Here is a 20,356-nt window from a genome sequence, read left to right on the forward strand (position 1 = left end):
GGAGATAGTTTATGACGTTTCGGGAGAAAATTCAACAATTGCGCAAAGGCGCAAGCGAGGCTCAATCTGCAACAAAAATTATCGATAAGCTCAAGGCGCTTAAAGATAGCAATGGCCCAGATACATCATATAGATGGATTTGGGAGTTGATTCAAAACGCTAAGGATGTCGTGAATACAAGTGGATTCGTTGATATTGAGATTAAATTTAGTGAAGCTAATAAAACTATTGAATTTAACCATAATGGTCGATTATTTACGACTGAAAATATTGTTTTTTTGATTGAACAGGTGTCAACAAAAGAACGCTCATTGACCGCTGAGAATAAGAAAAAATCTACTGGTAAATTTGGAACGGGTTTCTTGACGACTCATTTGCTTTCTGAAAAAGTGCAGGTGCATGGATATTTACAAGATGAGAATGAAAGCCCTCGTTCCTTCGAGACGGTATTAGACAGGACTGGACAAGACAAAGCTGCAATAATGAATGCCATAAGTGATAGTTGTGATATGCTGGACAACGGAACAGAGTGTACTGTGAATGAGAGTCAAATGAATACAAGGTTTGTTTACGAATTGGATAGAGTAGGTATAGAAACGGCAAAATTAGGCCTAAAAAATCTTCTGATTTCTATTCCATACGTATTTGCATTTGTGCCGGAGTTAAGTTCAATAACCGTTAGTGTGGATAATTATCAAAGAGTAATCCGGAGAGGGGAAAAAGTATCTGTAGAACTTGTGTCTGCTAATGTTACCGAGGTGCAAATCTCAACTTCCAAAGGAGGAAAAAAGACCTGTGAAAATAGGTATGTCTTTGTGCAGTCGAATGATAAAGTGTCAGTCGCTGTAGAAATCAAAAAAAACAGCGACAATGAAAAACATTTGATTAGGCTGCATGAGGAGTTGCCACGAATATTTTGCGATTTCCCCTTGTTGGGAACGAATGATTTTTCATTTCCCGTAGTAGTCAATAGTCCATTATTTAATCCTACAGAGCCTCGTGACGGCATTCCCTTGATTCAGTCCGAGCGTTCGGGTGGTGATTCAGATGAGAACAGAAACAGAATTACAGAAGCAATAGAACTATATAACGCTATGCTCGACTATTTTGCAACAAAAAGTTACAAAGACCTATACAATATTGTTAAGATTTCTGAACAATCCGAAAAATACTGGCTCGATTCAAATTGGGTTGAGCGAGTATTGGTTCAGCCAATTAAAGAGCATGTAAAAACAACTACTTTCATTCGAAATAGTTTGGGTGATGCCTGTTCTCTTTATGATGATTGGGGAACCTCATGCATTTTCATTATGAGTGATGAAACTCCTGAACTTAGAAGAAAAGTCTGGGAGTTGTCAAATAGATTGATGCCCACGAAGTTGACTCGACAGGATGAAATCGAACATTGGTACAACTCGCTGTGGGTGGAGTGTCGCAACTTTGGCATTATTGACTTAATAAAAGAGGTTGAAGGATGCGGTAATTTAGTAACTCTGAGTAATCGATTAGATTGTAACTCTATAAAATGGCTTAACGATTTAATTATTCTTTTGTATCTTAATTCTAGAAATTTCATTTCTGAATTAGGATACAGTCCATCCATTTTTCCTAACCAATATGGGGATTTCTTACCATTGGACAAAATATTTGCCGAAAACAATATCGGCGACACATACAAAGATATAGCTTTAATAGCAGGTATTGATTTCAGAACTAGATTACTTGATAGTAGTATTTCAATTGAAAGTCTGCAAGGGTTGCAAGAACTTAACTTGAAGAATGTTTTTTCTGAGCTTATTCATGCCGAAATTAACCAAGAAGCAAAACTTGAATTTTACAAATCGATCATAAATCTTCGTGCAGGCAAAAATGAAAAGCAAAATGAGTTTGTTGAAGTCGCTGAACACCTTTATCAAGATTGCTTTAATCAATACATCAGAGTCCATCATGTTAATGAAAAACTGCTATCTGACGCATTGAAGTTTTGGAGAGAGAAGATTTGTATAGATCTAAGTTCCTGTACTTCTATTAGCAGTGTACTAGAGAAATATGACTTTCAAAATGACAGAGAAGTAGCTCAATGGGTTTCAAAATTGGCAAACCATTTCAGAATATGCGAGGACGAAAACTTACTTGACAAATACGCTGTATTGCCTAATCAAAATGGAGAATTTATGCGAGTGAGCGAAATTTTTTCTGACGACGGCAGTGTAAATGAAATTCTTAAAGACGCAGCTATGTATTCAGACAATGATATAAGAAAAAAAATGTTGTTTAGAGGTATTGCGCTTGAATTGCCTCCAAACCGAATAATTTCGCTTGAATCTGTAGCCCCTGCAATCACTGCTTATGTTCGCAACAATAATAAATCCATAAGTAAGCAGAATTTCGAGTTGCGTGAAACATTTAGAAACACATGCGCATGGATTAGGAATAACCGCAAGGATAGTAAAGTGAGTAAGTGTTTCAAAGAGCTTATAGAAAATCTTCATTGGTTCTATGACGATGAAGAAATTGCTGAAAGCATGGCAAAGTCAGAACAGTATGATGAAGTTTTAAAAAAATATAATGTAGCTGATATAGATGAATTGGCGAATATCCTTGCATCTCATCCAGCTGTAAATACAGCCCAGAGCGAAACAATCAGCATTTCAAAAGAACTGCTTGCTCAGTGGGGCATAGCCTCAGAAGAAGAACTTCTCAGGGCGCTGTCAAATAACGTTTTTGGCTCTGCCCAAATTCATCAATCTACAAATAGTGCTGAGCTCTTTAGTTATGTTAAGAACATTCTTAATCGCTCAAGAATCAATATTGTCAACTTTTTGTATGCACATGATGATTACGAGTTTGACAAAGACAATCTTCAGTTTATAGCAAATACGATCTTTAGAGTTCGTAAATTAGGGCAAGAAATTTACGTTATTGCCAGGCCTTCAGATTTTCAACAAATAATCTTGTACTACGATACCGAAATTGATCTACTGGATTTCGATAAAGACTGTGAGCTGTGGGTGGAGAATGGAGTTGATCCAATCCCAAAAAAAATTACTCTTGGCAGAATACTGAAGTTGACAGGGGTAAACAAAATTCCGTTAAGGAGTTTAAAGGACAATGATTGATAGAGACACAATCAGTACGTTGTTAAGTACAACATCATCAAAAAATTTAGTCGGTGTAGGCATGGAGTTGAAGCCTTATGAATTGGCATTGCTTATGTTGCGTTGCTTGGATAACTCAGAAGAATACGGGTATATTGTGATGGGTGTATCCAAGCTCATCAACAACTACGCGGTTGATGGATTAAGTCCCACGACGAAAGACAGAGCTAAAGAACCCATTGCGACTGCACTGAACCTTATATCCTTTGCAATCGAAGCAGAATACGAAAACGTAGATATTAGTGGAAAAAATGTATTTGTAATAAAGTTAAGAAATAGCCACAAGGCTCTTTCCATGAATTTTACAAAAGATCTCGGCTCGCAAGAATCTTTTGTCAAAAATCTAGTTTTGGCTTGTTCCAATTTACAAGCAAGAAAGCATTATTCTGATGCAAATGAAGATGAGCGTAACGACTATATCGGTGACATACTTGGAGCTATCGGTTATACCATAAAAGACCAAACTAGGCGTGGAAGTTCTTCGTCGGGCAAAGATTCTGGTGAACTAGATATATTCGTGTCAAAAGACGGACTACCGTTTACTGTTATTGAAGCAATGAACCTTGATTCTTTAAACACAAGCAATATTAACAAACATTTGGATAAGATTTTTTCATATGATACTTCAGGAAATAAATTCAATGTATGCCTATCTTACGTCAAAATTGCGGACTTCAATTCGTTCTGGGAAAGATATTCTGCGCATGTGAGGAATCACAGCTATACTGCACCTTTGCTCTCATCAGATACAAGTATTGATGATGAATATGGGTATTCTGAATTAAGAATAATGAAAACCAATCACAGTCGATCGGGTAGAGCGGTTAGCTTGTATCATATTTGTGTCAGAATTCATTGATTTATATTATTCTCAATACCCCATTAATTTAACTTTAAACCTAAATTACGAAAGCCCATAAAACCAGGCATTTAAGAACAGCAGACTTGGAGATAGCATCCAGTTATGGAGTCTGGATTGGTACTTGGCGCCAGTTGGGGTTAGATAAGCGTAACGTCCCTTCTCCCCACATTAAGGGGCAACGGGAAGTATTAGTATACACACCGAGATCGATAGAGCAACAAAGCTGTTAAGGAAAATTCTTTAAAGTGAAGCCTTCTCGAATTTATCTCAAAAAGAGCAATTAGTGGAGAATACATATCTAGATACAATAAATGGTAAGATTAAAGAAACAGTTATTTAGACTAACTTTCGCAGTAATAAGAATCCTGGCAGCGATGAGGTCATCAGTAAGGGACAAATTGATGTGAAATTGATGTAAAACATCAACAGAAATGCACCTAAATCAGCATCGCGGAACGGATGAGCATTGTTGAAAAGCCTGTCAAATCAAGGTTTCTGCGGATTGCAACAGCCCACATCCTAGTGTTACATGTTCCCGCATACGGTGCATGTGGAGTCGGTGGCTTTGTTGGTGAGGAACCCTTGTCAAGTAGACACTAAATAATTGCTATAGTTTTAGTGATAGTACCAGAAAAGAAATGGGCAATTTTAATTCCACTAACAGAGAACTATAAAAGAGCCGCGAGTTAGACGAGCGTAGCCCCTAGGCTCCACCATAAATAAACCGCCCTGTTCGCAATGTTGCTGACAGGGCGGTTTGCTAAGTCATAGAGGGCAGCTTGAAAGTTAGCAGTCAACCTGCACTTTACAAACTATCTTGTACATTTTTAAGGATAACTTATTAGTAGAGCAGTTACACAAAAAATAAGATTACTCTGCTACAACTTGTTTGCCTGCAATCCGGCCGAATGTGAAGATATCAGCGATGGCATTACCGCCAAGACGGTTTGCACCATGAATAACCCCTGTTACTTCACCTGCAGCGAACAACCCAGGGATGACTTCGCCTTTTTCATTCAATACGCGAGTCTTCTCGTCGATCACCAAGCCGCCCATTGTATGGTGAACGGAGGGTACAGCTTTTTCGATGTAGTAAGGGCCTTTTTCAAGAGATTTCAATCCACCGCGATGTTTGAAATCAAGGTCTTTACCTGTTTTCGCATAATCATTTACTTTATTAATCGTTTCTTTCAAAGTGTTCACGTCGATTTTGAAGAAATCAGCTGCCTCTTCAATCGTATCGGCTTTAAAGAGCAAGCCTTGTTTAACGAGTTGATCGTATTCGTCTTGATGAACTTCTATCGTTTTACCGATATCCTCAATGCCTTGATTCCATAATTGATACGTATATCCGCCCGTTTGGGCAAGAATTGCTTTAGAAATAACGTCACGACGTTCTAATTCCTCAACGAAGCGCTTGCCTTCTTGGTTAATCAGGATCGCACCATCGAAGCGGGAGTCTGCAACCAGGGAAATAACACCTGTCTCAGGATTACAGATTGGATATGTTTGAATACTCTCCATGTTTGTCAGTTTGGCGCCAATCGTTTCTGCCATAACGATACCGTCACCTGTAGATCCTGGTGTATCGGTAGTCATATATTTTTCATCCATTGTAGGGTTATACTTCTTACGCATCTCTACATTGGATCCAAAACCACCGGTAGCGATGATGACGCCTTTGTTCGCATGGAATGTGATCTTGTCGCCAGTACCCGAAGTCGCAGTTACACCTGTTACTTTGCCGCTTTCGTCCTTCAGCAAGGTTTCGGCTTTCATATTCGTTTTGATAGTGATTTGATCAGCGTCTGTTTTGGCTTTTAACTTAGTAATCAATTCAACACCTGTATGACCTACAGGAATCAACGCACGTTTTCTGGAATGGCCTCCAAATTGGAACAGATGATCAGGTAAGAACTCTACCTTGATATCATCGCGCAGCCATTCGGCAGATGCTAGAGCATTGTCGGCAAGAATACGAACCATCTTTGGATCCCCGAGGTTGTCTCCGCCTTTCATCGTATCATCATAGAACAAGTCAGCCGTGTCATCAGTGATGCCAAGAGCACGTTCAACCCAGTTGTCCGGCGCATTCATCTCACCACCGGAGATCAATGTGTTGCCGCCAACAGCTGGCATTTTCTCGAGCAGAACTACATTAGCTCCAGCGCTCTTCGCTTCGATAGCCGCACTAAAGCCAGCACCCCCGGCACCGATGACGACAACATCATAGGTTTGCTCGACTTCTTCTTTGTCTTTGCTTCCACTGACTGCAGCGCCAGCGACAAGGGTAAGTCCAGACTTCGTAATTGCATCTTGAATGGCTTCGAGATATCCTTTGCTTGTAACTGTAGATCCGCTAATGGCATCAACTTTTGCGCTGTTAGTTGCCATGACATCTTGCTTGAGCTGCGTATAAACAGGTTCTGCAAGTACTTCATTTTCCTTATGCTCTGTCACTTTAATGTCAGTGATCTTGTTATCTAATAAGGAGACTTGTACTTTAATATCGCCATGTTTACCTTGCCCAACTCCTTCAAAGACTTGAACTCCGTTTGCATCTGCAGCGGGTTCTGCATCTTTACCGCCGCAGGCAGCAAGCGTGAACATAAGACTGAGGACTAGTAGAATAGATAACAGCTTTTTCGTGTGAGTTCGCATAATATCTCCTTCATTCTGTTGTGAATTGGTTACATACACTAGGGAGAGGAAGATTTGCTAGGCAAATCCTTTATCTCTAGCCTAGACATGAATGTTATTTCATGTGAAAATATGCACAAGACCTATTATAGATTTAGTACAGCATTATGTATTTGCACAGATTAGCGTTTTTTTGTCTTTTTCGGGCATGTAAGAAACGGATATTATGAAGGGCTATGATTACAATGAAATCAATTCACTTAAAAATCACATTAATCGCAGGAAGCTGCTTCTTGCTGCTGTTTATTGCATTGCTTGTAACAATATATTTGGAGATGAACCATACGGTTGTCCCTTTGAATAAGAACTTAACGCAGCAAGTGGTTAATGCACGCAGCGACCAGATCGATTATTGGTTTAATCAGCGCATCGGTGAGATAGACATGTTTGCTTCTCTAGCTTCGGACCATCATTGGACACGAGATGAATTGCTGCAAGAGATCGATAAGTTCGAGGCGAAGAAGCAAGTAGAGTACGAATCCATACGCGTGGTGGATATTCACGGAAATTCCTGGTCAGCAAAGGACAAGCCTTTTTCGATACTAAACCGACCCTACTATCTAAAACTGCTGAATTCAGATACCAATTATGTGGTGAGCAATCCGATCGTATCCAAAGCGAATGCAGCCGAAATCGTCGTCATTCTTTATCGCGTGAATCCATCGGTGAATGATGAGGTAGCTTATATTGCCGCAGCCGTCTCCGTCAAGAAGATGAAGGAGATTGCTCAAGATGTAATGCTATATGACCAGTCAGGCCAGCTTATCGTCGATTGCAGAGAGCTGGGTGAAGGAGAAGGAGCGGAGGATGCAGCAGATAAGAAGAACATGAGTGTATTTGAGGCTCCAATTCAAAATGTAGAAGGCTGGAAGTTAGTACTCAAAGTACCGAATTCAAGTCTATCATTAGCGGTGATCAAAACCCAGCGGACTGCATTGCTGGTAGGTGTTCTTATCGGTAGTGCGTTTATCGTCTTTCTGCTGCTGCTTGCTTCTTCCATTATTCGTCCAATTCAGTCGCTTCGTCAGGTAATGGAAAATGTGCAGAACGGTAACCAAACCATACGTGCAGATGTTACGCGCTCGGATGAGATCGGCGATCTTGGACGAAGCTTCAATGACATGCTTGTTCAATTATACGCTGTGGAGCAGGACCGAAAGGAGATGGAACTCAGACTGATTCATGAGCAGATCAAGCCGCACTTTTTATACAACACATTGGATACGATCCAGTGGATGGCAACGGAACATGGAGCAGACAATGTGGTGGAGATGGTGGAAGCGCTTAGCGCGTATTTCCGATTAGGGCTTGGCACAGGCAGTCCCTACATTCTGCTTGATCAGGAGTTGTACCATGTCGAGAGTTATCTTCATATTCAAGGTGTGCGATATGAGGAGATTCTGGACTACGAGCTTCGATATGATGAAAAGCTTGCTCAGTGCCAAGTCGTTCGCTTCATGCTGCAGCCTTTGGTGGAAAATGCGATTTATCACGGGATTAAGCCACTTGGGGATCAAAAGTGTAAAATTTCGATTACAGCATATAAACAGGCCGATTATTTGGTCATTAAGGTTGAGAATAATGGGGTTATGATTCCGGAAGAGAAGCTTGAACAGATGAATCAAGCCCTTCTTGATGATACATATGATCGTTCTGCCACAGGCTTTGGGCTATACAGTGTAAACCATCGCATTCGACTAGCTTACGGGGTGCCATATGGCCTTGCAGTGAAGAGCGAAGATGGCATTACCGTTATGGTCATTCGAATACCTTTGGACGGGGAGTGGAATGAAGATGTGGAAGATTATCATCGTCGATGATGAAACGATCATTCGCAAAGGCTTGCGACAATACATTGAGGAGAGTCCGTATCTTTTTGAAGTTGCAGGAGAAGCGAAAAGTGCAAACGAAGCATTGAATATGGTGGAGGAAGCCCCACCACATGTATGTCTTGTGGACATCAACATGCCGAATATGAATGGGCTCGATCTGATAAATATATTGCGCGAACGCTGCCCGTCGGTTCTGGTTGTCATCATCAGCGGCTACGATAACTTTGAATATGCGCGTCAAGCCGTGCAACTGCAAGCATTCGATTATGTATTGAAACCTGTGCCGAAGAGTGATCTGAACAAGCTGCTTCATCGGATCGATGAGCATCTTCAGGCAAAATATCCTTTGCATTCACATGAAAGCAGGGTGGATAAGGAGCGGGAGCTTCCCGGGTATACAGGGGATGGAACAGTGCTTATCCAAAAAGTGACCGAGTATATTGACAGTCATTATCAGGATCCGGAGCTGTCTATTACTCGAGTAGCAGCGCTATTTCATATCAACCAAACCTATCTTAGCAAGCGGATGAAGCAAGAAATCGGTGCTTCTTTCCTTGACTATGTCACCGAGCTTCGGATATCGAAGGCGAAGGAGATTCTGGATGACGTAATGCCGAATATCAAAATCGGGGATCTGGCCGTGAAGGTAGGGTATAAGAGCCAGTACTATTTTAGTCGTGTGTTTAAAAATAGAGTCGGCTCAAGCCCGATAGAGTACAAAAAGCATCCGTTCGGTTATGGATAGGAGGGCCATTCTCGTCCCTCTGCAGCACGCCATAGATGCTATGCTCAGAGCCGCCTTCTATCAAAACGGTTGGATTTTAAACATGAGCGAGAAGATGAAGTTAAAGCATCCGATTGTGCAATATTTTTATGAACTAAGGCGTAGTACATTATAAAAATAAATAAATTCATTGAATATTCAAGAGCAGATAAAATGTCCGGAAGTGTCTTAGGGCTCCTAATATAAGTTTGTTCACACTGTCCACCCACGCATGTGGAGAGTGTCGCTCTACCGGTAAGGAGGGATACAGTGCAATGAGATCCTTATATTTATTGGACTTTAAGGACAAGTATGAGAAAAAATGTTGTTAAAGGAGATGGCATCATTGCCGTCTCTTTTTTGTTTCACTTTTTTAGTATTGCTCTGACTCTGGTTCCCGCTACGGCATCCTACGATCACAAGCATGAAAGACTGAACGGGAATTAGCATTGATGCTACTTTGTTTATATGTTTAATGCCTCTCTACTCTGCTAGGTGACAGGCATCATAGACGTACTTGCGTGATGTTGCTACGATGTTCCATGGAAATTAAGTGAAAGTGATCACAAGAAATTACAGAAGGAGTCATTTATCGTGAAAAGAATCGTAACCCTAAGCACCCGCAAACTGATGGATACCGCAAAACACGGCGGATGCGGCGCATGCCAGACATCTTGCCAGTCCGCTTGTAAAACTTCCTGCGGCGTTGCAAACCAGAAGTGTGAAAATGCAATGAACAGATAGGATTCGGAATTTTACCGCCCATTGCTCTGATGATGGGCGGCTATTTTTAAGAAATGGACGCTTCCTCTAAAGGATGGCAAAGCCGTTTCTACTTGTGTGCAAAAGGAGCTTGATTAGCAAGTATGATTCATCAATATAAACTAAACGGATACAATATCGTGCTCGACACCTACAGTGGCTCGGTACATGTTGTTGATGACCTAGCATATGAAATTATAGCGGATTATGAGAAAACTTCTGTCGACCAAATCGTGACAATGATGTTAGAAAAATATAAGCATGATTCCAGCATTTCTGAGAGTGACATTCGAGAAACCATCGTGGATATCGAGGAGCTTAAAAATGATGGCCAGCTCTTTACAAAAGATGAGTATGAGAACCTCTCGCTTGATTTAAAAAAACGGAAAACTTATGTTAAGGCACTCTGCCTCAATGTTGCGCATACCTGTAATTTGTCATGCGACTATTGCTTCGCCAGCCAAGGGAAATACAACGGAGATCGAGCGATCATGAGCTATGAGGTTGGACAAAAAGCTATCGATTACCTGCTTGAAAATTCGGGTCATCATCGTAACCTGGACATCGACTTTTTCGGCGGGGAGCCGCTTTTGGCCTGGAAAGTAGTTAAACAGATCGTAGCTTATGCAAGAAGCAAAGAACAAGAATACAAAAAGAAGTTCCGCTTCACCTTCACGACGAACGGGATGCTGCTGAACGATGAGGTCACTGAGTTTTTAAATCAGGAAATGTACAATGTCGTATTAAGCTTGGATGGAAGAAAAGAGGTTCATGACCGGCTTCGCCAAACGGTTAACGGAAAAGGCAGCTACGATCATATTCTTCCGAAGTTCAAGGAATTCGTTCGTAAGCGCGGGGACCAAGAGTACTATGTACGAGGAACCTATACCCGTAACAATGTTGATTTCACCAATGATATATTTCATATCGCAGACCTTGGTTTTGACAAAATCTCGATGGAACCGGTCATCTGTGATCCAAGGGAACCCTATGCACTTACCGAGGAGGACCTCCCGGAGATATATAACCAGTACGAAATTCTCGCGAAGGAAATGATCGGGCGTGGTGAGCAAGGCAAGGGATTTACCTTTTATCATTACATGCTTGACCTCTCGGAAGGACCTTGCATCCAGAAAAGAATCACGGGCTGTGGTTCAGGAACCGAATATCTTGCTGTCACCCCTTGGGGAGAGCTTTTTCCTTGCCACCAGTTCGTAGGGGATGAAGAGTACAGCATGGGAAACCTCTGGGATGGCATCACAAAGCCAGAGCTGCAATGTCAATTCCAAGAGAGCAACTGCTACTCGAAGCCGGAATGCAAGGACTGCTGGGCTAAACTCTACTGCAGCGGCGGTTGTCCTGCCAATGCGCTGCACGCGACAGGTTCCCTGGTCGGAACCTATGACTTCAGCTGTGACGTCTTCCGCAAAAGAGTCGAATGTTCCATGATGGTGAAGGTTGATGAATCTATTAGAGCGATGGAAGGGCAATCTAGCTAGTTAACGTAACGGACGAATAAACTATAACCGAGAAATAGACACTTCAAAATAAGGTGTTATTTCTCGGTTTTTTTGTACGGAGAAGAAGGACTGTAAGACAAGAGAGACTATCAGTTTCTGCAAAGGGCAGATCACTGATTGTCTTTTAATCTGAATCTATGGAATAAATTCTGTGGGTTGCTCGATAAATTTGGAAGCAAGGAGCAGGACGGGCGGAGGAACGTGGAGATTAGGCTGCCAAGTTAGAATAAAGACGTGAAACGATTGAGGATCGGATAAATGGAGAAGGGGCAAACCCGGAGCCAACAAGCCTGTCCTCTGTTTTGTTATGGAAGGTGGAATTACATGTCCTGAAGCAAATTGAAGCAACAACTGGAGAGCTTTCTCAGTCCTGCGCTAGAGGGAATTGGATAAAATGTGAAGAATATATACCCAGTTGTAATACTTTCGCCATGTTCATTACTCCCAAAATAAGCAAATATAGATACAGAAGCTGATACGATTATGCAGCCGCTTAGAAAATTATCGAGCTGCTCCGATTGTTATTGAAGGAATTATAGGATGAGGTGTTGTGAACGATGGTTATTTTCTTCGATAGAGCTAAACGGCCACTTTGGGAGGGCAGACCCTCCATTTACTCCCATATTCAGGGGCAAGGGGAATCCGTGGACGGATCGCTGCCGGATGACGAAGAATTCTGGTCCGGTGATAAAATCAGATGGGTAGCGGGCGGTATGGATGGAGCATTCGGACATCATGCCGAAGCTGCTAAGATGACGGATGAGGCACGAGAGCTGGTTCACCTGCTGGCGAAGCAATCCAGAAAGCCTAAGAATTCAACAAGAAAGGCCCTATATGCTAAGATTGTGAAGACAGATATAGGAGGAATGATGGATGTCGTTCTGGATGAGGTACGCAAGCAGCCCGGGATACAGCCGGACTCCGTATTCCATGAAGCGAAATGGTTAGCGGAGAATGCGGCGCACCGAAATGTCGTCAAATTCGGGATTGCCTTACTGGGCCTTTTTCAAAATGAGCAAGTTAAGGGTTTGCTTCTAACGTTGGGAAGACATGAGGAATTTACGCTTTATGCCGTGGTTGCGATTCATAATGGAATGGAAGACAGCAATCAAGTTCTATTTGAATTGGCTCAACAGGTTCATGGATGGGGGAAAATACATATCGTCGAGAGACTTGACCCTGCTAGTCAGGATATAAAAGATTGGCTGCTGCGGCAAGGATGCCACAACAACGTCATGAACGAATATTTAGCCTGTATTTGTGCTAGAAATGGTGGCTTGAGGGAGGCACTTTCTGCTGACCAGGTAGATAGTGCATTATTGGATGGGGCAGCCGATATCATTGAAGCGCTATTGAATGGCGGGCCTGCTGAGGACATAGATGATTATGAGCATGCTCCACAGGTGTTATTTGATTACGTGAGGCTCACTGGGAAGATAGGGGGAACTGCAAAGCATCTGTCAGCTATATTTAGCATTTACGATTTCCTGGCTGAGGATGAGGAGAAATGGACCGTACGGATGTCTGCAGGCTGGAGCGAGCAGTTAAGAAGCGATATCAGCGATGCTTGCCAATCGATTGTGGCTAACATCAAGTGGATGAGTATCGTTATGGATGCTGTTAACAGCGGTGATTCGCCGGACCGTTACTATGGCGTAGCTTGTGCTGAAAAGCTTGGCATTGATATTTGGGACACTCTCTACAATCAGCTTGCAGCCAACCCGCTACAGGATTTCTATTACTATCAGCTCATGAAATCGAATGATCCAGACCGAATTCATAGGTTCGTACAATTCGCCATCGAACACCTTCCCTTGCAGCAGATCGCCACTGGCCCCGGAAATGAAATGGGATTCGGTGAACAATATGCAGCACATAGGAAGCTGGGCGCAATCTTGCAAAGCTTGGACCGGTTCGAGGGGATAGGGACAGAGTTGATCTTCACTGGCCTGAACAGTCCAGTGACCTCCAACCGGAACATGGCGATTAAGACATTGGAGAGCTGGGACGTTTCATCCTGGGGGGAGAAGCTGGTTCACGCAGTCTCTAATTTATCAGTAGTCGAGCCTGACGACTCGGTAAAAGAACGGCTAGACCAACTCCGTGAGGCAAAAGGGTTGTAAGTATGAGGAATATTCATGATGGAGGAGCTGAATGGTTGTATGGCTTATATAAAAAGAACGTACTATTGTATTGAATATTCTGGCTTTGGTGATCAGAAGAGTTGGTGAGAAGCGGATTTTGAGCATGGCTGAGAAGATAGTGTTGAAGCAACCGGTTGTGTGATGTTTTTATGAGTTGCGGGGTGGGACGTTAAGCAATAAGAGTGAAGTTAAGGACGTGGTATGCTTTCACGCCCTTTTTATTTTAGAGTGAGTATGTTAAACGAAATTGAATAGACGATGTGGTTTTCTTATTTTCGGTAATACAACTTTAACCTACTGTGGTATTCAGATTAAATTAAACACAAGGCGATTATGTCAGCCAATAGATTGTAAATACCCCTTTAGTTCCTCCCATCCCCCGGTTTCATCATTAGATTTGATGCGGATCAACTTGAATTCAGTGTATGAACATAAATCATCTTTCATTTTGTCATTCAAAATTGTTTTTGGATCCCGGCGATGATAACTTCCGTCGTATTCAATAGAGCAGAGCGGCTGCAAAGATTCCCTTTCGTAAATAACAAAGTCCATGTGACTCGAAAAGTAGAAGTTTTTTAAAGAATAGTCTAATGGTAGATTGATTGATAATACATCTTTTATGGGGACTTTAGGAAAGACAAGCAAAGGCATACCGCCAAGGAATATTAGCAGTTTATTATAAATCATCCGCTCACCTTCATGCATGAGCTTAATACGGTTTTCTTGCCGGATAATCTGGTTAAATGCAATGGATAATTCAATTGAGGGGCGATGAAAATTGCTTGCTTCAATTGTATAAATATAACGGCTCAATTTCGTTAAATAACCTTGCCCGTTATCAATTTGTGCAAGATTTCCGACAAGCATGAAATAATCAAGTGCACGGGTAAGGGCTACATTAATTAACCGGTAGCTGTTCTGTACAAAGTTAATCTGAAAAGATGTTGAACCTTGTGAAATCACTGTGCTGAAAATAATAGCCTTACATTCACCGCCTTGAAACGTATGAACAGTTCCTATTTTTATATTAGGTTTTCCGCTGAACATTTTTATGAGATGTTCTTTCTGAGCTGAGAAAGGTGTTACGATACCGATCTGATCAATGCCATTTTGTTCAAGTTTATTCACGATTGTATGGATTTCATTTAATTCATGATGATTGATCGTTCCTGATACAGAACCGTATACATTAGTAGAATATATTCCGGCTGTATAGGGTTGTCTCTCTGGTTCATGACGCATCATCCGTAAGCGGTTATGGTAAAATTGCTGATTGCTGAAGGACGCAATGGATGGAATGCAGCGATAGTGATAGTTGAGGAGGTGTGTACCCCCTTCGCTTAGTTGGCACGCCTGTTCAGCTCTTTCGAATGCAGAATTATTCAGATAACAATAAGGTTCAGGGTCTATTCCTGGCGCATGTGTTTCAAACAAGTTTCTGCTAAAAGTATCCTCAATCGAAACAATATGACTCAATTGATTGGTATCCCCGAATAAACAGGCCTTACGTGCAGACTGGAGCAAGCAAAAAATACTTGGAATCGAACACTGGGATGATTCATCTATGATAGCAAGATCTAAGGACATTCCGGCTGGAATACAGTTGCGTGCAGATAGACTGCTAACGAGGAGTACAGGGAACAGTTTAAGGAAAGAAGGAAAAGCAGACGAGCTGTTTCTAATATTTCCTTTCTCACGCAGCTCTTGAATAAGCCCTTTGATTTTTTGGAGCTCTTTCATATCTTTGAGAACAGGACTGGCACTGTGAAGCCACTGGTACTGCAAAAGGTGCAGGTCAATTTCATTTTTCTTCTTATATAAATTCTTCAGGTCAACTGAGGCATCCTGTTGTTGTTTCTTTATCGAAGCCAGCTCTTCTACAAGTTGAGAGCAGCGTAATTCAAGGTTGATAACTTTGATAATCTCCTCACAGAAGGCCAGGGATTGAACCGGGGTGCTGCTGTCAATATGCTCCCAGAGCTGTATTGCACCAATGGACCTTAGCTGCTTTTTCATACGGAATTTCAAATAGGTATGTATTCTTCCGGCTATGTATGAACGAAACCTTCTGAATATATCATTGCCGTACAGTTGCAGCGGTTTATCTAACAGTTCACGTAAACGAAACTCTATTTTTTCATTGGCGATTGAAATGGACTTTAAATCATTTTTCATAGGGATCAAGTGATTCAGACGTAATCTGTCATTTAGAACATTAATTAGGTCTTGAAGCTGATTAATTGTGCTGGTCATATCAATAATTTGGTTCTCTATTTGTTCAGCACGAGTTATTTCATCCATTAAGGCTTGGCTCTTATTTTTATAATCTGAGTAAGTCTCTGCAGAAAGCACATTATATTGATTGTTGTTCACTATCTCTATCATACGGTCTAAAGCAGACTGAAGCGGTACTGCAGCTTCTTTGTTTTTTGCAATATTTCCTAAACGGACGTAGCCAAAGAAATACTTGCTTATTCCGTTAGCATCGAGTTTCTCCACAATATTATCTACGGCCTGGTTATTTGTACTTGCAATGACACAAGTTTCTTGATGATTGACCTGATTGGCGATTAAGTTCAGAATAGTCTGTGTTTTGCCGGTGCCTGGAGGTCCTTTAACAATATTAATCGTATGATTTATATCATGCAGAACAGTATTTTGAGGGAGATTACCAGGTACAATATGAATTAGCATTTGATCGTCAGACATATTTGGTACAGCATAGCTATGGTTTAGATAACTCTTTAAAACGGGACTCGGTTCAAACTTATCGTTCAAGATCCCCTGAATCTCTTGTGAGATATGGTAATTACTAAAGTCAGAATTCTTTGCCTGGAATACAGTATAGGCTGTTACGATTCTTGTTTCTTCGAGATCTGCAATCTCAAGCAGTTGTGTAATCATAGTATTGTCATCCAAAAAACAGGTAGGATTTGAGGAGAATTGTTCTTTTAGGTTAGTGAGGATGTTTAGAGACTGCTTATCAGCCAATGATTTATACACTTCCTGATGAAATCCGCATTGATCAGCTTTATAAAGATTATGATCTGATAGGAATGTTGAATTACTCCACAGAATTAATGGGAGATAAATAAAGCCGCCTTTCTTATTTACTCTCAATAGAGGGTAGCCAAACATAATTGTTTGATCGTCTTTTAAATCATGGCTTAGTTTTTCATACCGTTCAACGACAAACTCTATGTTTAATGGATCTATTTGAGCCTGGTTTAGATCGGAAGGTTTGAGTTGGGTTGAATAATAGCTTTCATATTTTAAGCATTCTAAATAATACTGGAGCAGGTTCTTGGTAATCATTTAGTTCTCCTTATGGGAAATAAAGTATTTATATTTATATTATCCTATAAAAGTAATGAATTTGATATGCGGTAATCAACATACAGATTAGGAGTTGCGTGTACTACAGGTGATTTTAGAGATAATTGGCGGGAGTTGCCCAGTACGTTATTCTGATAATCTGATGATACCTGTGCCGATATAAAAAGCTGGTGAGTAGCGGGAACAGGATAGTGGAAATTATTCCGATAAAGACCTTCCTGGATTATATTATAGGTGAGGTGAGCTTAGCTTAGCGTAAGCGATTGAAATACAATAATGGGCGTTACTCCTAAAATGTGCAGTTATCTTTTTTGGTACTTTGATAGTAATACAACAGGTGGAAAAGCTTTATAGAACAGCGTAACTTATTCATGCTGGTTAACGCTGTTCTATTTTGTTATTATAAATATACGAACATTAGTTTTTATTAAGGTTAAAATTTGATTGAGGCAGGGTAACAATAATGAATAAAGCACCAACTATTTTTTCATTTTTTTCGGGAGCGGGATTTTTGGATCTTGGCTTTGAAAAAAGTGGATTTAATGTTGCATTTGTGAACGAATATCATCTGCCATTTATGGAGACATATCAGTATTCCCGTAATCACATGGGGATGTCACAGCCGGAGTACGGGTATCACTTAGGAGATATCACCGAGTTTGAGCGTAATCCTAAAAGTGAGCTCTTGTCAAAATTGATTAACCAAACCAAAAGTGAGGATCGGCTTGTTGGATTCATTGGCGGACCTCCATGCCCCGACTTTTCAGTAGGCGGTAAGAACAAAGGGCATGAAGGGGAGAATGGGAAGCTGTCTGCAACTTATATTGACTTAATTTGTAAACAATCCCCTGACTTTTTTTTATTTGAGAATGTTAAAGGGTTATGGCGTACCAAAAAACATAGGGCTTTCTATGAACTGATGAAAGATAAGCTACATTCCCACGACTATGTTACAACTGAACGGTTAATTAATTCCATTGAATATGGTGCACCTCAACTCAGGGAACGTATTATATTAATCGGCTTTAAGAAAAGCTTGTTGAATAAGCTCGGGATTGAGTTAGAAGCAGGTCAGACACTCACTGATGTGTTCCCATGGGAAGATCATCTTAAGTATCACATTGAAGAAATTAATGCAATGCCATGGCCGGGAATGGAACCGTTCGCTGAGAATGGAAAACGTGAAAGACCAGCCGGCATCAGTGAAGAATTAACCGTTGATTTCTGGTTTGAGAAAAATGATGTCGGGAATCATCCTAATGCCCACCAGCATTTTACCCCACAGGCTGGATTGGCCAGGTTTTTAACCATTCCGGAAGGGGATGATTTGAAGAAGTCTTATAAGCGGCTGCATAGATGGAGACCTTCTCCGACTGTGGCTTACGGTAATAATGAAGTACACCTTCATCCCTATAAAGCCCGCAGATTATCTGTTGCTGAAGCATTGGCACTGCAAAGTTTACCAAAGGAATTTCAATTACCTCAAAACATCACGTTATCCAACGCATTCAAAACAGTAGGTAATGGGGTTCCTTATGAAGCATCTAAAGGAATTGCTGTAACTATTCTGGATTTTTTGAAGGTGGGAGAGTATGGAGAAGCTAACCGCAGCTAATCTTGTACATGAAATTGGTATGTTACCAAGGGATGGTATTTTTAATTATATTAATAGCAAAACACCAACTTTGGTTAAGATCATTAATATTGTAAGACCGCAAGGGCCGATTAAAATTCAAAGAATTAGGCCTAACAAAGGTGAAACTTGGGAAAAGGCGAAAGTTCAGTCTATATCTGTTCCAATGATTTGGAGACTAGCTAATGCCTTAATGCCAGATCATCCGATAAATGTAGACAGGATATTTGGCGGCAGCTACAATACCCGGTCTGCTCTAGAAGCTCTACTGGTGCATACACCGCAATTTTATTATTGTTATCCTGGACGCATAGAGAGTATTAGTTCAAAAAATAAGATCAAACCTGGTCATAAACACTTGATGTGGTGTCCGGATCACCCTCATGCTCCCAATATGCTGGTAAAAGCAGAAGTTGAGATGGTTATCTCGGAGGTACCAAGTACTGAGATTGTTTATGATGCTCTAGTTCTTCCGGATGAATATCATAGTCCCGGACTAGACATAGAACTGAAACGCAGACACTCCCAAATGCAAATTGCACTTATAGAAATCGGGCAGCACCTTGGCTTTAAAACATGGGTTGCCCAGAACGATAAAGGAATAATATATAAAAATCAGAAGCTTGGTGAAATGGAAGGCGTAATTGGATCATTGAGAAGAGAAGAAAATTTGATGTCGTCTTTTAATGAAGCTCAAAAAGCGGCTTTACTTATTGATTGTATCTGGTTTAAAAATGGCAGACTAATGCCAGCGGTAATGGAAGTTGAGCATAGTACAGGCGTGACGAGCGGCTTAACCCGTATGAAGGGGTTACAGGATGCACTTCCGCCGTTTCCTACCCGTTATGTTATCATTGCACCGGACGAGGACAGGGAGAAGGTTTTTAGAGAAGCATCACGCCCGCAGTTCCAGTCACTAAATGCAAGGTTCTTTCCTTACAGCGCAGTTGAAGAGATGTATGCCCTTTTTAAACGGCGTAATATTAAAGGTGTTACAGAAGAATTCCTGGATAGTTACATGGAGCCAATTCTGGTCCAGTTAGCTTGATATTGAACAAGCAATGTAAATACTCAGTAAAGTTTTCCCGGGTTTAAGTTTGGATCCATATCCATCATGATGGAAGTGATATTATGGCTGACAAAATAAGCAAGGAAAAACGAAGTGAAAATATGAGGGCAATCCGCTCTGTGTCAATGCTGGAAAATTTGGTTACAAGAGCAGTTTGGGCAAAAGGGTTACGCTTCAGGAAAAATGTTAAAGGTATGCCTGGGAAACCGGATATTGTTATAAAAAAGTATAAAACAGTTATTTTCATAGACTCGTGTTTTTGGCATAACTGTCCTATACATGGAACGATACCTAAGAGCAATACTGAGTTCTGGATTGAAAAATTTATGAAGAATAAACAAAGGGATATTAATATTAGTAACTATTACACTGGAGAAGGCTGGAGTATTCTTCGTGTGTGGGAACATGAAATCAGATCTGATTTTAACACGGCTATAGAAAAAATTACAGACTTTATAAACTTGGCTAAATCAAAGGAGTCCTTTCTGTAGGGACTCTTTTTTATTTATAAAAGAACATGAATTTTAATGTCGATAGAGAACTTATGTTCCTGTATAATCGAATTATTAATAATATC

At 40.9% G+C, this 20,356-nt stretch carries 12 protein-coding genes; 10 read left to right on the forward strand and 2 right to left on the reverse strand.

The window, feature by feature from the left end:
- The first annotated feature begins 11 nt into the window (after window positions 1-11).
- Both MKZ16_RS03525 and MKZ16_RS03530 read left to right on the forward strand, forming a co-directional pair.
- On the forward strand, window positions 12-3,119 hold the full coding sequence (locus tag MKZ16_RS03525) for an ATP-binding protein (RefSeq protein ID WP_076104137.1): 3,108 nt from the start codon (window positions 12-14) through the stop codon (window positions 3,117-3,119).
- Complete coding sequence (locus MKZ16_RS03530; RefSeq protein ID WP_076104136.1) at window positions 3,112-4,017, forward strand: RNA-binding domain-containing protein; 906 nt, start codon at window positions 3,112-3,114, stop codon at window positions 4,015-4,017. Before MKZ16_RS03525 ends, MKZ16_RS03530 begins: the two co-directional genes overlap by 8 nt.
- A gap of 873 nt (window positions 4,018-4,890) precedes the next feature.
- On the opposite strand, the gene MKZ16_RS03535 is transcribed toward MKZ16_RS03530, so the two are convergent.
- Window positions 4,891-6,681 carry a flavocytochrome c gene (locus MKZ16_RS03535; protein ID WP_076104135.1) on the reverse strand — a complete coding sequence of 597 codons (1,791 nt, stop codon included), beginning with the start codon at window positions 6,679-6,681 and terminating at the stop codon, window positions 4,891-4,893.
- A 224-nt stretch (window positions 6,682-6,905) separates the two neighbouring features.
- Between MKZ16_RS03535 and MKZ16_RS03540 the strand changes: the two genes are divergently transcribed.
- The 5 genes from MKZ16_RS03540 (at window position 6,906) to MKZ16_RS03560 (ending at window position 13,720) form a co-directional block, all read left to right on the forward strand.
- Window positions 6,906-8,540, forward strand: a complete 1,635-nt coding sequence (locus MKZ16_RS03540) for a histidine kinase (RefSeq protein ID WP_179089276.1) — start codon at window positions 6,906-6,908, stop codon at window positions 8,538-8,540.
- Window positions 8,515-9,297: a response regulator gene (locus MKZ16_RS03545; protein WP_076104133.1), complete on the forward strand. Its 783-nt coding sequence runs from the start codon at window positions 8,515-8,517 to the stop codon at window positions 9,295-9,297. The genes MKZ16_RS03540 and MKZ16_RS03545 overlap by 26 nt, the downstream gene beginning before the upstream one ends.
- A gap of 612 nt (window positions 9,298-9,909) precedes the next feature.
- Window positions 9,910-10,059, forward strand: a complete 150-nt coding sequence (scfA, locus tag MKZ16_RS03550) for a six-cysteine ranthipeptide SCIFF (protein ID WP_076098734.1) — start codon at window positions 9,910-9,912, stop codon at window positions 10,057-10,059.
- A gap of 122 nt (window positions 10,060-10,181) precedes the next feature.
- A complete protein-coding gene (gene scfB, locus MKZ16_RS03555) occupies window positions 10,182-11,576 on the forward strand; it encodes a thioether cross-link-forming SCIFF peptide maturase (RefSeq protein WP_076104132.1) in 1,395 nt (464 codons plus the stop codon).
- Between the two features lie 578 nt (window positions 11,577-12,154).
- Window positions 12,155-13,720 (forward strand): limonene hydroxylase, encoded by a 1,566-nt coding sequence (locus tag MKZ16_RS03560; RefSeq protein WP_076104131.1) that lies wholly within the window; start codon window positions 12,155-12,157, stop codon window positions 13,718-13,720.
- A 357-nt stretch (window positions 13,721-14,077) separates the two neighbouring features.
- On the opposite strand, the gene MKZ16_RS03565 is transcribed toward MKZ16_RS03560, so the two are convergent.
- Window positions 14,078-17,056, reverse strand: coding sequence for an AAA domain-containing protein (locus MKZ16_RS03565; RefSeq protein ID WP_076104130.1), 2,979 nt, complete (start codon window positions 17,054-17,056; stop codon window positions 14,078-14,080).
- 484 nt (window positions 17,057-17,540) lie between these two features.
- Between MKZ16_RS03565 and MKZ16_RS03570 the strand changes: the two genes are divergently transcribed.
- The 3 genes from MKZ16_RS03570 to MKZ16_RS03580 all read left to right on the forward strand — a co-directional run bounded on the left by MKZ16_RS03570 (window position 17,541) and on the right by MKZ16_RS03580 (window position 20,270).
- Window positions 17,541-18,692: a DNA cytosine methyltransferase gene (locus tag MKZ16_RS03570; RefSeq protein ID WP_060626947.1), complete on the forward strand. Its 1,152-nt coding sequence runs from the start codon at window positions 17,541-17,543 to the stop codon at window positions 18,690-18,692.
- A complete protein-coding gene (locus tag MKZ16_RS03575) occupies window positions 18,670-19,758 on the forward strand; it encodes a hypothetical protein (RefSeq protein WP_060626948.1) in 1,089 nt (362 codons plus the stop codon). The genes MKZ16_RS03570 and MKZ16_RS03575 overlap by 23 nt, the downstream gene beginning before the upstream one ends.
- 83 nt (window positions 19,759-19,841) lie before the next feature.
- Entirely contained in the window at window positions 19,842-20,270 is a 429-nt protein-coding gene (locus MKZ16_RS03580) for a very short patch repair endonuclease (RefSeq protein ID WP_076104129.1), read from the forward strand.
- Window positions 20,271-20,356: the final 86 nt, after the last annotated feature.

It is taken from the genome of Paenibacillus sp. FSL R5-0928, from assembly GCF_037970385.1.
Taxonomy (GTDB): domain Bacteria; phylum Bacillota; class Bacilli; order Paenibacillales; family Paenibacillaceae; genus Paenibacillus_AQ; species Paenibacillus_AQ odorifer.

Excerpts from the sequence above, each read along its gene's own strand:
- MKZ16_RS03580 (WP_076104129.1), top strand. The coding sequence starts at position 19,842 with ATGGCTGACAAAATAAGCAAGGAAAAACGAAGTGAAAATATGAGGGCA.
- MKZ16_RS03540 (WP_179089276.1), top strand. The coding sequence starts at position 6,906 with ATGAAATCAATTCACTTAAAAATCACATTAATCGCAGGAAGCTGCTTC.
- MKZ16_RS03560 (WP_076104131.1), top strand. The coding sequence starts at position 12,155 with ATGGTTATTTTCTTCGATAGAGCTAAACGGCCACTTTGGGAGGGCAGA.
- MKZ16_RS03565 (WP_076104130.1), bottom strand. The coding sequence starts at position 17,056 with ATGATTACCAAGAACCTGCTCCAGTATTATTTAGAATGCTTAAAATAT.
- MKZ16_RS03575 (WP_060626948.1), top strand. The coding sequence starts at position 18,670 with ATGGAGAAGCTAACCGCAGCTAATCTTGTACATGAAATTGGTATGTTA.
- MKZ16_RS03525 (WP_076104137.1), top strand. The coding sequence starts at position 12 with ATGACGTTTCGGGAGAAAATTCAACAATTGCGCAAAGGCGCAAGCGAG.
- MKZ16_RS03570 (WP_060626947.1), top strand. The coding sequence starts at position 17,541 with ATGAATAAAGCACCAACTATTTTTTCATTTTTTTCGGGAGCGGGATTT.
- scfB (WP_076104132.1), top strand. The coding sequence starts at position 10,182 with ATGATTCATCAATATAAACTAAACGGATACAATATCGTGCTCGACACC.
- MKZ16_RS03545 (WP_076104133.1), top strand. The coding sequence starts at position 8,515 with ATGTGGAAGATTATCATCGTCGATGATGAAACGATCATTCGCAAAGGC.
- MKZ16_RS03530 (WP_076104136.1), top strand. The coding sequence starts at position 3,112 with ATGATTGATAGAGACACAATCAGTACGTTGTTAAGTACAACATCATCA.
- MKZ16_RS03535 (WP_076104135.1), bottom strand. The coding sequence starts at position 6,681 with ATGCGAACTCACACGAAAAAGCTGTTATCTATTCTACTAGTCCTCAGT.